We start from the raw sequence: 12,616 nt of genomic DNA on the forward strand, positions 1-12,616 counted from the left end.
CCTGTCGCCGCAGGGGCGGACTACGGCGAAAGCGCAAGGCCGCATGCCCCGGACCGCAAAAACTGCACAAAAATTCATCATCTGGCCGGCAGGCGGTCACTCTGCCGGGCCGGTTCGCGCGCTTCGACAGGAATCAACAGCCCAAGGCACGGAAGTTGCGCGGAAAACAGCCTCCGGAAAACAGCCTATTTTTTGAGCAGAGAGGGTCCGCGACTCGCCGGAGGCTGCCCGTTGCCGATCCTGCGGCGGCGACAACCCTGGCGATTCATAGCCCTTTCGACGTGGCACGCTTCTTGTAGATGAAGGGCTGTCCTTGGTCCCGCCCGCCGCCCCGCCATCGCCGGGGATGGGGCGGCCGGGACGGGGTCACCCAACGCGGCCCCCCGGCGGTTCCACCGGAGCCCCGGACCAGCCGCGACGGGCCGAAAGCGATTAGCGAGAAAGAGGAGCCTCGATGAACCGTCTGTTCCTTCTGGCCGCACCGACACTGGCGGTGACTCTGGGCTTGGCCGGGCTGCCCGGCGACGCCCTTGCGCAGGATGCGGCCGCCGCCGCCGCGCCGGCCGGTCCCACCCTCAGCAACGGCGACACCGCGTGGATGCTGGTATCGACGGCGCTGGTGCTGATGATGACCATCCCGGGCCTGGCCCTGTTCTACGGCGGCATGGTCCGCAAGATGAACGTGCTGGCCACCGTGATGCAGAGCTTCGCGATCACCGCGCTGATCAGCGTGCTGTGGTACGTCATCGGCTACAGCCTGGCCTTCACCGGCGAGGGCGCCTACGTCGGCGGCCTGGACCGGCTGTTCCTGAAGGGGCTGGACTTCACCAAGGCCTTCACGCTCGGCGAGGGCACCTCGGCGGCGGTCCCGACGACCATCCCCGAGCCGGTCTTCATGATGTTCCAGATGACCTTCGCGATCATCACCCCGGCGCTGATCACCGGCGCCTTCGCGGACCGCATGAAGTTCTCGTCGCTGCTGGTCTTCACCGCCCTGTGGTCGCTGGTCGTCTATGCGCCGATCGCGCACTGGGTCTGGCACCCGGCGGGCTTCCTGTTCGGCCTGGGCGTGCTCGACTTCGCCGGCGGCACCGTCGTCCACATCAATGCCGGCGTGGCCGGTCTGGTCGCGGCGCTGGTCATCGGCAAGCGCAAGGGCTACCCGAACGAGAACTTCATGCCGCACAACCTGGTGCTGTCGCTGATCGGCGCCTCGCTGCTGTGGGTCGGCTGGTTCGGCTTCAACGCGGGTTCCGCGCTGACCGCCGGTCCGCGCGCCGGCATGGCCTTCGCCGCCACGCACATCGCCACCGCCGGTGCGGCGCTGGGCTGGATGTTCGCGGAGTGGGCCGCCAAGGGCAAGCCGTCGGTGCTCGGCATCATCTCGGGTGCGGTCGCCGGCCTGGTCGCCGTGACCCCGGCCGCGGGCTTCGTCGATCCGACGGGCGCCATCATCATCGGCATCGTCGCCGGCGTCATCTGCTTCTGGTCGGCCACCAGCCTGAAGCGCATGCTGGGCTATGACGACAGCCTGGACGCCTTCGGCGTGCACGGCGTCGGCGGCCTGATCGGCGCCATCCTGACCGGCGTGTTCGCCAAGATGTCGGTCGCCAACAGCGAGGGCGCCTTCGCCGCCGTCCTGAAGGACGCCCCGGACACCACGCTGGGCATGCTGGAAGGCAACGCCGCCGCCCTGTGGATCCAGATCCAGGGCGTGGTCTGGACGATCGGCTGGTGCGCCATCGCCACCTTCGTCCTGCTGAAGGTCGTGGACGTGGTGATGGGCCTGCGCGTCGACGAGGATGTGGAGCGCGACGGCCTGGATCTCGCCCTGCACGGCGAAACGATCCACTGAGCCCGCTCCGACCGGATCACTCTGTCCCTCCATCCGAACTGCCGCCGGGTCTCCCCCGGCGGCTTTTCTTTTGGGGGCTGGCAAGCCGGGGGACGGGCCGGCGGGGGACGGGCGCCGCCGCCGCGCCGTCAGACGCGCAGCACGCGGTCGGGCGGGAAGGACAGGGTCGTGGTGGTGCCCTGGCCGGGGTTGCTGACGATGGCGAGGCTGCCGCCATGCAGTTCGATCAGCCGCTTGGTCAGCGGCAGCCCCAGCCCGGTGCCGACATGGCGGCGGCTCAGCGCGCTGTCGATCTGGCCCCAGGGCTCCAGGGCCTTCGCCAGCTCCTGGTCGCTCATGCCGATGCCGGTGTCCTGCACCGACAGCTCCAGCCCGCCCGCCTCCGGCAACCGGCCGGTCAGCAGGACGGTGCCGCCGGCGGGCGTGAACTTCACTGCGTTCGACAGCAGGTTCAGCAGCATCTGGCGCAGCTTGCGCTCGTCGGCGTGCAGCGGCGGCAGGGACTCCGGCACGGCGACCGCGATGCGCACCTGCGCGCGGCCGGCGCGCTCCGTCAGCAGGCGGGCGCAGACCGCGGCGGTGCGGGGCACGTCGACCACCCCCTCATGCAGGACCAGCCGCTCGGCCTCCGCCTTCGACAGGTCCAGCAGGTCGTTGATCAGCTCCATCAGATGCCGGCCGCTCTCGGCGATGTCGTGGGCATAGTCGCGGTAGAGCGGCACGGCATGCGGCCCAGCACCTCCTGCTCCAGCAGTTCGGCGAAGCCCATCATGGCGTTCAGCGGGGTGCGGATCTCGTGGCTCATGTTGGCGAGGAAGGCGGTCTTGCGCTTCACCGCCAGTTCGGTCGCCCGCCGGGCCTCGGCAAGCTGCACGAGACGGTGGTCGGACTGGTCGGCCAGCGCGGCCAGCAGGCCCGCCGTCGTGGCGGTGCCGAGGCAGCGCCCCTGCCCGTCCACCACCAGGAAGAGGCCGCCGGCCGGTTCGGCCCGCGCCACCCGGCGCGCGACATCCTCCAGCGTCAGCGAGCCGTCGACCAGCAGGACCGGCTCCTCCATCACGCGGGTCACCGGCAGGGCCGGCGGGGCCGCCTCCACCGCCGCCCGCCCGACGAGGCCGAGCGGCGCGCCGTCGCGGTCGACCACCGGCAGGGCCGCGGCATCCTGCCCGTGCCGCATCCCCTCGAACAGGCGCAGGGCCGCGGCGCAGGTCGCCTCCGCCGGCACCGGGGGGACCGGGACGGCCAGCGCCGCGGCGCCGGGTTCGGCATCCGCGTCGCAGTGGGGACTCGTCCGGCTGCTCGGGTCGGGACTGGACACGATACTCCTTCGCTCCTGCCGGAAGGGACCGCCTGAACGCCCGGCGGCGACCCGAAGGCCGGACGCGGACGGCGGCCTGATCCAGATAGGCTATCTTCCCTTTATGAGCAATTGGTTGCCGGCCGGGCCACGGCCGGGGCCGCCACTTCGCCGCCCTTTTTTCCGGCGGTGGTTGTCCTGCCCCGGCCGCCGCGCTACTCTGGCGCCATCGCCGCCCGATCCCGATCAGCACCGCGCGCAGCCCGGCCCGTCCGGTACGCGCCGCATCGCCGTGCCCGGCCCCGGCCCACGGCCCGGGCGGGCGTCAGGGCGGACGGCGCAAGGCCGAGTCGCCGCGGCATCGTGCAGCCGATGCACAACGGCCGCCGGAGGGAGGCCCGGACAAGTCCCTGGCGCAAAAGGGAAAAGCGGGGCTTCGGCCCATTGTGCGGCCGGAAGGATCCGCACAATGCGCACCACGCCGCCCGAGGGGGGGTCAGGCCACCGGGGCCGCCGGCATCTGCACCACCGGCTCCCCGGTTCCGGCGGTGACGCGGACGTCCACGGTCATGCCCAGATAGTCGGATGGCGCCCCGGTCCAGGAGCCGCCGAGCGGGATCGCCTGGCCGGGATCGCGGGCGACGGCGACGCGGATCAGGTTCTTGCCGCCGATGATGCCGTTGGTCGGATCGAACTCCACCCAGCCGGCGCCGGGCAGATAGACCTCCACCCAGGCGTGGGTCGCCCCGCCGCCCTGGATGCCGCAGCCGCCGGCGGCGCCGGGGTCGAGCGCCGGATCGTAGAGGTAGCCTGAGACGAAGCGCGCGGCGAAGCCCAGCGAGCGCACCGCCTCCATCATGAACAGGGCGAAGTCGCGGCAGGAGCCGCTGCCGCTCTCCAGCGTCTCCACCGGCGGCTGGGTGCCCTCGGCGTCGCGCGCCTGGTAGGTGAAGCCTTCCTTGATCGCGACGGTCATGGCGGCCAGCATCGCCTGGGTCTCAGGGATGCCGTCGGCCCCGGCGACGAAGCGCTTGGCCCAGTCGTCCACCTTGTGGTCGGGGTCGGGATAATGGCGCTGGGTGGTGCGGGCCAGATCCGGCACCTCCTCCGCCGAATAGCTGAAGGGGTAGGTCCGGGCGTAGTCCTCAATGGGAAACTCGATGGCCTCAGCCCCCGAGTCCGCCAGAGGGAAATGCGCCACCTTGATGTGGCTCTCGAAGGTCAGCTCGGCCGCTTCGCCCGCGAAGCTGGCGACGGCGATGGAGTTGCCGAACACGTCGTGCAGCCAGCGCACGCGGGACGGCGCCGGGGTGATGGTCAGGCCGGTCGCCAGCAGCCGCAGGTCGTGGCTGTCGCGCGGCCGGAACATCAGCCGGTGGTCGCCGAACGTCACCGGCCGGGCATAGCGGTAGGTCGTGGTGTGGCGGATATCGAGAATCTTCATCGCAGCCCCCTTCTGGCTGCCGGGCAGGCCGCGCCGTCGCGGTCGGCCGGTGCGGCGACGACGCAACGGGGACATTTGAGAATGGTTCCGAAACACACTATTATACTTGGGTATTGGTGATATGTGGGCATCGGGCCGGACGGGACGGCGCAGGACCGTCGGGCATGATCGCAAACCGCTGTGGACAGGGACCATCCATGCCGTCGCGCCTCGAAGAGCTCTGCGTTCAGAAGGGGTTGAAGATGACCGACCAGCGGCGCGTGATCTCGCGCGTCCTCTCGGAGGCCACCGACCATCCCGACGTGGAGGAGGTGCACCGGCGGGCGTCCGCCATCGATCCCCGCATCTCCATCGCCACCGTCTACCGCACCATGCGCCTGTTCGAGGAGGCGCACGTCATCGACCGCCTGGACTTCGGCGACGGCCGCGCCCGCTACGAGAAGACGCGGACCGACCACCATCATCATCTGATCGACGTCGAGACCGGCGAGGTGGTGGAGTTCGCCAGCGAGGAGATGGAGCGGCTGAAGGAGGCCATCGCCCGCGAGCTCGGCTACGACCTGATCGGCCACCGGCTGGAGCTGTACGGCGTGGCGCGCAGCCGCCGGCAGGAGCCCCAGGGAGACTCGTGAGGCCGGTGACTCGCAAGGCGGGAGAGTCGGAAGGTCGGGGGCCGTCGTCCGCCGGGCTATCCTCCGGATTCGCCAGCCGGACCGCGCAGGGCTGATCCGGTATCGATTGCGGAGTGCGCCGGGTGCGGATCTGGGCGGACCGCCGCCTCGCCACCACGTTACGCCCACAGCGACGCAACCGATGGACCACGGCCTCGCGATGGACGACAGCAGCAAGGACCCGATTCTCGACCGCCTCGACCGGCTGTCGGAACGGCTGATGGAACGGATGGACCGGCTGGAGGAGCGCCTGCGCGCCCTGGAGCAGGACAATGGCGAGATCATCAGCCTGCTGATCGCCATCCGCGCCCAGCTCGAGGATGCCGCCTGCGACCTGATGATCGAACAGCCGGCCGACCCCGACGACGCCGAGACGGGGGATGGCGCGGGCGGCGGGGCCGCCGGCCGGGCTCCCTACCTGCACTGACGCCGGCCATCCCGCCAGGGCAACTCTGACCTCCGGTCCGTCTTCCGGAAAATCCCTTGCTCCGCCTTGCGGGCGGCCGGATAAGGGGGATCATGACCAGCCTCGCCGCCAGCCTGCCCCCGCGACCGGCCTCGCCGTGCCGCCTCCCCTCGCGATCAGGGCCGCGGGTGCCGCGACCGGCGTCGCCTTCTTCGACTTCGACGGCACGCTGATCCATGGCGACAGCCTCCTGATGTTCGTGGGCGAGGTGATCGGCCGCCACCGCGCCCGGCTGGCCTTCGCCGACGCCCTGCGCTCCGGCATGCACCGCCATGTGCGCGGGCGCGGGCCGGGCGTCGATTTTCCCGGCTCGGTCAAGACCATCCTGCTGAAGCGGACCCTGCGCGGCCTCCCCCTCGCCGACGCCCAGGCCGCCGCCGAACGGCTGGCCCGCCGCATCCGCTGGCACGAGCCGCTGCTGGAAACCCTGCGGACCCACCTCCGCGAGGGCCGCCGCGTGGTGGTGGCCACCGGCGCGCTGGACGTCTACATGCCGACCCTGCTGCGCGGCCTGGAGGTCGACGACCTGCTGGCGACCGGCATGGAGGTGGTGGACGGCCACCTGACCGGCCGGCTGAGCACCGGGAACTGCGTGCGGCTGGACAAGGCCCAGCGCGTCAAGGCCTGGATCGAGCAACACGGTCCCTTTGCCGAGACCTGGGGCTACGGCAACCGGCCGAGCGACCTTCCCATGCTGTCCATCCTCGACCGGGGCGTGGTCGTGACCATAAAAAAATTTCAAAAACGCCGGCCGGATCATTTACAAATTTCCGTTTAGCCGCTATATCCAAGGTCATATCGAGGAGGGGGAGGGGACATGTTCAGCATCGACGTCCCGATCGCGCCGCGCGGCTTCGGCGGCCGCCGCGCCGTCGTCGCCGACCGGGATGCGGAGCAGCGCGCCACCCTGTCCCGTCACCTCAACGACCGCGGCTTCCAGGTGTCGGAGGCCGCCAGCCCGCTCGACGTGCTCTCCATCATCGGCAGCCAGGCGCCGAGCGTCGCCTTCCTGTCCCGCGGCACCGCCGACCTGGAGCAGGAGGAGTGCGAGCGGACGGTGGCGCTCGCCTCGATGCTCTATCCCCGCACCCGCATCGTGCTGACCGCCGACAGTCCCCTGCTGCTGCAGGAGGGCGGGCACTTCACCATCCTGACCCGCCCGGTCCGGCTCGACCAGCTCGACCGCTGCCTGGAAGAGCTGGTGGCCTAACCGCTCGCCGCGGCGGTCTCCAGGTGGCGCAGCTTCTCCGGGTTCAGCACCTGGAACAGGCGCAGGATCCGGCCATCGGCCACCTCCAGCCCGATGATCGAGCGAAAGGTCCCGTTCAGCGAGGTCATCAGCCCCGGCCCGCCATTCACCAGCACCGGCACCATCTCCAGCGTGGTGTCGTACTTTCGCTGGATGCCGATCAGGAAGCGGGCGATGCGGTCGGGTCCGACCAACCTGTTGCGGGCCGTGCGCACGACCCCGCCGCCGTCGCTCAGCCACTCCGCCTGCTCGCCGAGCAAGGCCACGATGCCGGCATAGTCGCGCCGGGCGCTGGCCTCGGCGAAGGCCTCCGCCAGCTTCCGTCCGGCGGCGGCGATGCCGGACCGGGCCGGGGGGTGGCGGACGGTCGTCGCCGGCCCCTGCTCGGCGATCCTCGCCCTGGCGCGCCGCAGGATCTGCCGGCAGGCCTCCGGCGTCTTGCCCAGGATGGCGGCGATCTCGCCATGGTCGAGGTCCATCGCCTCGCGCAGGACGAAGACCGCCCGCTGCTCCGGCGTCAGCGTCTCCAGCAGCAGGAGCATGGCGAAGGGGACGGCATCCCGCTCCGCCAGGCTGTCCGGCGGGCCGTCGGCCCAGGACGCCTGGTCCCAGTGGGACACCTCCGGCTCGGGCAGCCACAGTCCGACATAGCGCTCCCGCGTGTGGCGGGCGCTGCGCAGCCGGTCGAGCGCCAGCCGGGTCACCAGCGTGGTGAGGAAGGCGCGCGGCGCTTCGATCGCCTGCGGGTCGATGCGGGTCAGGCGCAGCCAGGCATCCTGGACGATGTCCTCGGCGTCGCTGACCGAGCCCGTCATGCGATAGGCCAGCGCGCGCAGCCGCGCCCGCTCGGACCGGAACAGATCCAGGCGGGCGCGGCCGTCCTCGTCGCCGCAGGCGGCAGGAGACGCTTCGGTAAGCGGCTGCGCGGTCACGCGACGGCGGCCGCGGCGGGCTGGTCCCGGAACTGGGCGATGCCCAGCCGGTTCCAGGCGTTGATGGTCGCCACCGCCACCGTCAGGGCCGCGACCTGCCCGTCGCTGAAATGCCGGCGCAGCTCGGCGAGCCCCTGCTCGACCGCCCCATGCTCGGTGCGGGTCAGCATCTCGGCCCAGGCGAAGGCGGCCTTCTCGTCGGGATCGAACAGCGGCGACTGCCGCCAGCCGGCCAGCGCATCCAGCCGCTCCTGCGTCTCCCCCTCCCGCAGGGCCTCGCGGCCGTGCATGTCGATGCAGAAGGCGCAGTGGTTGATCTGCGAGACGCGCAGGTCGATCAGGTGGCGCAGCCGCTGCGGCAGGCCCGAGCGGGTGATGGCGGCGGAGACGCCGTGGAGCGCCTTGTAGAGATCGGGCGTGGCGGCGGGGACGGAAAAGCGCATGTCCATGGTGCTTCATCCTGTTCGGGTGACGATCGCCACCAGGACGGGGGCACCCGCCGGGCCGTGACGCATGGCTGCCATGCACGGCCGCCCGCCCCGCGTTCTCAGGCCCGGAGCTGGGCCACGGCCTCGCGGAGGATCGCCGTCTTGTAGGCGAAGCGGCCGGACGGGTCGCTGTCCTCGATCATCCCGATCATGATGCCGACGGCATGGGCAACCTGGGCCGCCAGCGCCGGATCGGCCTTGATCCGCCGCACGAGGTCGGCCAGCGCCGCGTCGTAGGGCTTGCCCTCGAACCCGTCCGCCGCGATGGCCTCGAACCGGTTGGCGAGGTCGAGGACCGACGCCCCCATTGGTGCGGATGCCATACCGCTCATACGAACAGCATGGCGCCACCCTTGGGCGCATCGTTCAGGAAGGTGACGACGCCGCCGGTCTTCACCGGGACATCCGGGCGCAACGCCTTGCCCTGCGGCAGCCCGAGCGCCCGCAGCCCCATCTCGCAGGCCATGACGGTGACGTTCAGGGCGACGCAGGCCTCCAGAAGCTCCTCGAAGGTGGCGAGTCCCTGGGCGGCGAAGAAGCGGTCGCGCTCCACCGGCCTGCTGCCGTCGTCGGCCGCATCCAGATCGTGCCAGCCCAGCACGCCCGGCTCCTCCTCCTGCACCAGCGCGCGCAGGGCGCGGCCGGTGAAGAACAGCGTGACGGGACGGTTGGTCGCCGCCGCCGCGCTGGCCATGACCAGCGCGTAATGGACGCGGTCGTAGCCGCCGGCGAAGACGACGATGGAAAGGCCTTCCGGGCCGGACATGGGAACGCTCCTCAGCTTGAGCGGCAGCGGCCCGGGGTCAGTGGCCGGACAGGTCGCGGATGGTCGGATGGCTGCCGCAGAGCGGGCAGTCCGGGTCCTTGCGCAGGGTGATCCGCTGGTAGGACGCATAGAGCGTGTCCATCATCAGCAGGCTGCCCGACAGGCTCTCGCCCAGCCCCAGCAGTTCCTTCATCACCTCCACCGCCTGCAGCGACCCGATGAAGCCGGCCAGAGCGCCGAGCACGCCGCCCTCCGAACAGCTCGGCACCATGCCGCGCGGCGGCGGTTCGCGGAACAGGCAGCGGTAGCAGGGATGCGGATCGCCGAGATGCGCCTTGAAGGTCGACACCTGCCCGTCGAAGCGCAGGATCGCGGCGGAGACCAGCGTCTTGCCGGCGAGATAGCAGGCATCGTTCAGCAGGAAGCGGGTGGAGAAATTGTCCGACCCGTCGGCCACCACGTCGTAGGGACCGATCAGGTCCATCACGTTGTCGCGGTTCAGCCGGGTCTTGTAAGGCTCCACCCGCACGTCGGGATTCAGCGCGCGGATGCGGGCCGCAGCGCTTTCCACCTTCGGAACGCCGACCGAGCCCTCGTCGTGGATCACCTGGCGCTGCAGGTTCGACAGATCGACCGAGTCGTCGTCCACCACCCCGATGGTGCCGACGCCGGCCGCCGCCAGATAGAGCAGCAGCGGCGCGCCCAGGCCGCCGGCCCCGACGACCAGCACCTTGGACTGCAAGAGCTTTTCCTGCCCCACGCCGCCGACTTCCGGCAGGACGATGTGGCGCGAATAGCGATGAAGCTGGGTGTCCGTGAATTCCATGGGAGGGAGCATAACGCAGTCCCGGCCGCAGCGTGCAGTTTCTTGCGGCAGCCCAGGCGCGGCACGGGCGCGCGGCCGTCAGGCGTCGCGCCGGCCGGGATGCCGCGGCGTGTCAGGCGGTGGTCTTGGTCTTGCCGCCTGTCTTCCTGGCGTCCTGGGCGGCCCACACGCGCAGGCGCTCCTCGCGCTCGCGCAGGATCTTGTCGATCGGCCGCTCTTCCACCGGCATGTCGATCTTGGCGGTCTTCGGGATGAAGTTGAGCTGATAGGGGATCTCGCCCGCCACGTTGCGCGGCGGCACCACCACCAGCTCATACTGGCCGGGCTGGATCTTGTAGCTCGGCTGGTCGAAGAAGCCGACCTGCTTTTCAGGGTTCATCGTGTCGCCGGAAGCGACGACCTTGCCGTCCTTGCCCATCAGCGCCCAGCGGGTGTAGGGCAGGCTGAGGTTGGCGGTGAACTCGCCGCCCTGCACCACGTTGACCGTGTGCTTCTGGACGCCCGGATCGGCCGTCGCGGCCTGCCGGGCCGTCGCCTTCAGCGTGGCGCCGCTCGACAGCATCATCACGTTCTGCCGGACGCTGACGTCCAGCGAATACTCCCGCATGTTCACGCCGCGCATCGTCTGCGAGATGATCGCCGTGTAGGTGCCGGCCCCCAGCTTGGCGCTGGCGTCCGCCGCGTCCTGCTGCGACTTCATCGTCGCCACGACCTTGTTGTTCTGGTCGACGATCTGGACGGAGGTGTAGGAGTTGTTGATCTTGAAGTTGAACTCGCCGGGCTTGCTGACCGTGAACTGGCGGTAGTCGGTCGACATGCCGCGCCCGTTCAGCTCGTTGGTCAAGCCACGGAGCTGGAACCAGTTCATGGTCGATGCGTTCGGTACCGTGACGCCCATGGTGGTATCCCCCCGCCCAGCGAAGCCCACTCAATTTAGTAAAATTCGATCTTTCCGTCGAAAAGAGACGGCCGCGCCGGCCGGCACGGGAGCGCACACCCTCTGCGCCCGAGGGGGTAGTCTACCCCAGACGGCGGGGCCGGGCAATCCTCGCTGTAAGGTTGCGTCGCGGCAAGCCCCGTTACGGGCGGGCCCGAGCGAATGCCCGGACCCGCCCGCCATGCTTACTCCAGCCCTTCGAACAGGCCGGTGGAGAGGTAGCGCTCGGCGAAGGACGGCAGGATGACGACGATCTGCTTGCCCTCGTTCTCCGGACGGGCGCCGACCTCCAGAGCGGCCGCCAGCGCCGCACCCGAGGAGATGCCGACCGGCACGCCTTCCAGCCGGGCGACCTTGCGGCCGGTCTCGAAGGCACGCTGGTTGGAGATGCGCACGACCTCGTCGATCAGATCCTTCTTCAGGACGTCTGGCACGAAGCCGGCGCCGATACCCTGGATCTTGTGCGGGCCGGGCATGCCGCCGGACAGGACGGGGCTGTCCTCCGGCTCCACCGCGACGGTGCGGAAGCCGGGCTTGCGCGCCTTCAGCACCTCGCTGACGCCGGTCAGCGTGCCGCCCGTGCCGACACCGGACACCAGGATGTCGACCTGCCCCGCCGTGTCGGTCCAGATCTCCTCCGCCGTGGTGACGCGGTGGATCGCCGGGTTGGCGGTGTTCTTGAACTGCTGCAGCATGTAGGCGTTGGGATCGCTCGCCACGATCTCCTCCGCCCGCCGGATGGCGCCCTTCATGCCCTCCGACGCCGGGGTGAGGACGAGCTGGGCCCCCAGCAGCTTCAGCATCTTGCGCCGCTCGACCGACATGCTCTCCGGCATGGTCAGGATCAGGGTGTAGCCGCGCGCCGCCGCGACGAAGGCCAGCGCGATGCCGGTGTTGCCCGAGGTCGGCTCGATCAGGGTGGTGCGGCCGGGGGAGATGACGCCCGCCTTCTCCGCCGCGTCGATCATCGCGAAGCCGATGCGATCCTTCACGCTGGCCAGCGGATTGAAGAACTCCAGCTTGCCGATGATCTGCGCCTTCACCCCGGCGTCCGCGGCCAGCCGGTTCAGGCGCACCAGCGGCGTGGCGCCGATGGTGTCGAGGATGCTGTCGTAGATCTTGCCGCGGAATTCGGGAGCCGCCATGGTTCCACCTCTCGGATGTGTGTTATATTCGTGTTTTCACAGCATGCTGTGATTTTACGCCCGTTCAGGCGAGAATCAAATGGTAAAGTCGATCCGGTCTTCCGTCTCGCTCTCCACCCCAGCGCTGCGGGCCCGCATGCAGAGCTCCTCGATCGTCACCTCGTCGAGCTTCTTCATGCATTCCTCCTGCAGTTCCGCCCACAGCGGCCGCACCACCTTGTGGCCGAGGATCGAGCCCGCCGGCTCCTCGATCGGGTCGGTCGCCGTCTCCATGGACCGCACGACCCGCACGATCTCGCCCAGCGTGATCCGCCGCCGCTCGCGCGCCAGGCGATAGCCGCCGCGGGGACCCCGCACGCCGGCGAGGATGCCGTCGCGCACGAGCTGCTGCAGCACCTGCTCCAGATACCGCTTCGGGATGCCTTGGCGGCGGGTGATCTCGCCGGACTGCACCGGTTCGGTGCCGGCGTTGTAGGCGATGTCGAGCACCGCCTCGATGGCGAACATCAGCTTCTTGGAGATGCGGAGCATCAAAGGGAC

The 12,616-nt window shown here is 70.1% G+C and carries 16 protein-coding genes; 5 read left to right on the plus strand and 11 right to left on the minus strand.

Going from position 1 to position 12,616, the window contains the following annotated elements; all coding sequences use genetic code 11:
• Positions 1–454 precede the first annotated feature (454 nt).
• On the plus strand, positions 455–1,855 hold the full coding sequence (locus DEW08_RS18025; RefSeq protein WP_109329465.1) for an ammonium transporter: 1,401 nt from the start codon (positions 455–457) through the stop codon (positions 1,853–1,855).
• A 128-nt stretch (positions 1,856–1,983) separates the two neighbouring features.
• On the opposite strand, the gene DEW08_RS32585 is transcribed toward DEW08_RS18025, so the two are convergent.
• The 3 genes from DEW08_RS32585 to DEW08_RS18035 all read right to left on the minus strand — a co-directional run bounded on the left by DEW08_RS32585 (position 1,984) and on the right by DEW08_RS18035 (position 4,596).
• Positions 1,984–2,577 (minus strand): sensor histidine kinase, encoded by a 594-nt coding sequence (locus DEW08_RS32585; RefSeq protein WP_245986406.1) that lies wholly within the window; start codon positions 2,575–2,577, stop codon positions 1,984–1,986.
• Entirely contained in the window at positions 2,523–3,173 is a 651-nt protein-coding gene (locus tag DEW08_RS32590; protein WP_245986408.1) for a CBS domain-containing protein, read from the minus strand. The genes DEW08_RS32585 and DEW08_RS32590 overlap by 55 nt, the downstream gene beginning before the upstream one ends.
• A 475-nt stretch (positions 3,174–3,648) precedes the next feature.
• Positions 3,649–4,596: a transglutaminase family protein gene (locus tag DEW08_RS18035; protein WP_109329467.1), complete on the minus strand. Its 948-nt coding sequence runs from the start codon at positions 4,594–4,596 to the stop codon at positions 3,649–3,651.
• A 197-nt stretch (positions 4,597–4,793) separates the two neighbouring features.
• On the opposite strand from DEW08_RS18035, the gene DEW08_RS18040 reads away from it, so the two are divergent.
• The 4 genes from DEW08_RS18040 (at position 4,794) to DEW08_RS18055 (ending at position 6,943) form a co-directional block, all read left to right on the plus strand.
• On the plus strand, positions 4,794–5,228 hold the full coding sequence (locus tag DEW08_RS18040; RefSeq protein WP_109329469.1) for a Fur family transcriptional regulator: 435 nt from the start codon (positions 4,794–4,796) through the stop codon (positions 5,226–5,228).
• A 181-nt stretch (positions 5,229–5,409) separates the two neighbouring features.
• Positions 5,410–5,694, plus strand: a complete 285-nt coding sequence (locus DEW08_RS18045; RefSeq protein ID WP_109329471.1) for a hypothetical protein — start codon at positions 5,410–5,412, stop codon at positions 5,692–5,694.
• Positions 5,695–5,830: 136 nt separating this feature from the next.
• Positions 5,831–6,511, plus strand: a complete 681-nt coding sequence (locus tag DEW08_RS18050) for an HAD family hydrolase (RefSeq protein WP_109329473.1) — start codon at positions 5,831–5,833, stop codon at positions 6,509–6,511.
• 39 nt (positions 6,512–6,550) lie between these two features.
• Positions 6,551–6,943: a DNA-binding transcriptional response regulator gene (locus DEW08_RS18055; RefSeq protein ID WP_109329475.1), complete on the plus strand. Its 393-nt coding sequence runs from the start codon at positions 6,551–6,553 to the stop codon at positions 6,941–6,943.
• Here the strand turns inward: DEW08_RS18055 and sigJ are convergent.
• The 8 genes from sigJ to DEW08_RS18095 all read right to left on the minus strand — a co-directional run bounded on the left by sigJ (position 6,940) and on the right by DEW08_RS18095 (position 12,607).
• Complete coding sequence (gene sigJ / locus DEW08_RS18060; RefSeq protein ID WP_245986410.1) at positions 6,940–7,914, minus strand: RNA polymerase sigma factor SigJ; 975 nt, start codon at positions 7,912–7,914, stop codon at positions 6,940–6,942. The two genes, DEW08_RS18055 and sigJ, sit on opposite strands and share 4 nt — an antisense overlap.
• Entirely contained in the window at positions 7,911–8,363 is a 453-nt protein-coding gene (locus tag DEW08_RS18065) for a carboxymuconolactone decarboxylase family protein (RefSeq protein WP_109329477.1), read from the minus strand. The genes sigJ and DEW08_RS18065 overlap by 4 nt, the downstream gene beginning before the upstream one ends.
• Positions 8,364–8,461: 98 nt before the next feature.
• Positions 8,462–8,725, minus strand: a complete 264-nt coding sequence (locus DEW08_RS18070; protein ID WP_245986411.1) for a hypothetical protein — start codon at positions 8,723–8,725, stop codon at positions 8,462–8,464.
• Between the two features lie 5 nt (positions 8,726–8,730).
• The gene (locus tag DEW08_RS18075) at positions 8,731–9,168 is read right to left on the minus strand and encodes a DsrE family protein (RefSeq protein WP_109329481.1); all 438 of its coding nucleotides are present in this window, start codon (positions 9,166–9,168) and stop codon (positions 8,731–8,733) included.
• A 37-nt stretch (positions 9,169–9,205) separates the two neighbouring features.
• The gene (locus DEW08_RS18080) at positions 9,206–9,994 is read right to left on the minus strand and encodes a HesA/MoeB/ThiF family protein (RefSeq protein WP_168220391.1); all 789 of its coding nucleotides are present in this window, start codon (positions 9,992–9,994) and stop codon (positions 9,206–9,208) included.
• Between the two features lie 112 nt (positions 9,995–10,106).
• Positions 10,107–10,892, minus strand: coding sequence for a hypothetical protein (locus DEW08_RS18085; RefSeq protein WP_109329486.1), 786 nt, complete (start codon positions 10,890–10,892; stop codon positions 10,107–10,109).
• A 224-nt stretch (positions 10,893–11,116) separates the two neighbouring features.
• Positions 11,117–12,076: a cysteine synthase A gene (cysK, locus tag DEW08_RS18090; protein WP_109329488.1), complete on the minus strand. Its 960-nt coding sequence runs from the start codon at positions 12,074–12,076 to the stop codon at positions 11,117–11,119.
• 75 nt (positions 12,077–12,151) lie between these two features.
• A complete protein-coding gene (locus tag DEW08_RS18095; protein ID WP_109329490.1) occupies positions 12,152–12,607 on the minus strand; it encodes an RrF2 family transcriptional regulator in 456 nt (151 codons plus the stop codon).
• Between the last annotated feature and the right edge of the window lie 9 nt (positions 12,608–12,616).

This window comes from Azospirillum thermophilum (assembly GCF_003130795.1).
Lineage (GTDB): Bacteria > Pseudomonadota > Alphaproteobacteria > Azospirillales > Azospirillaceae > Azospirillum > Azospirillum thermophilum.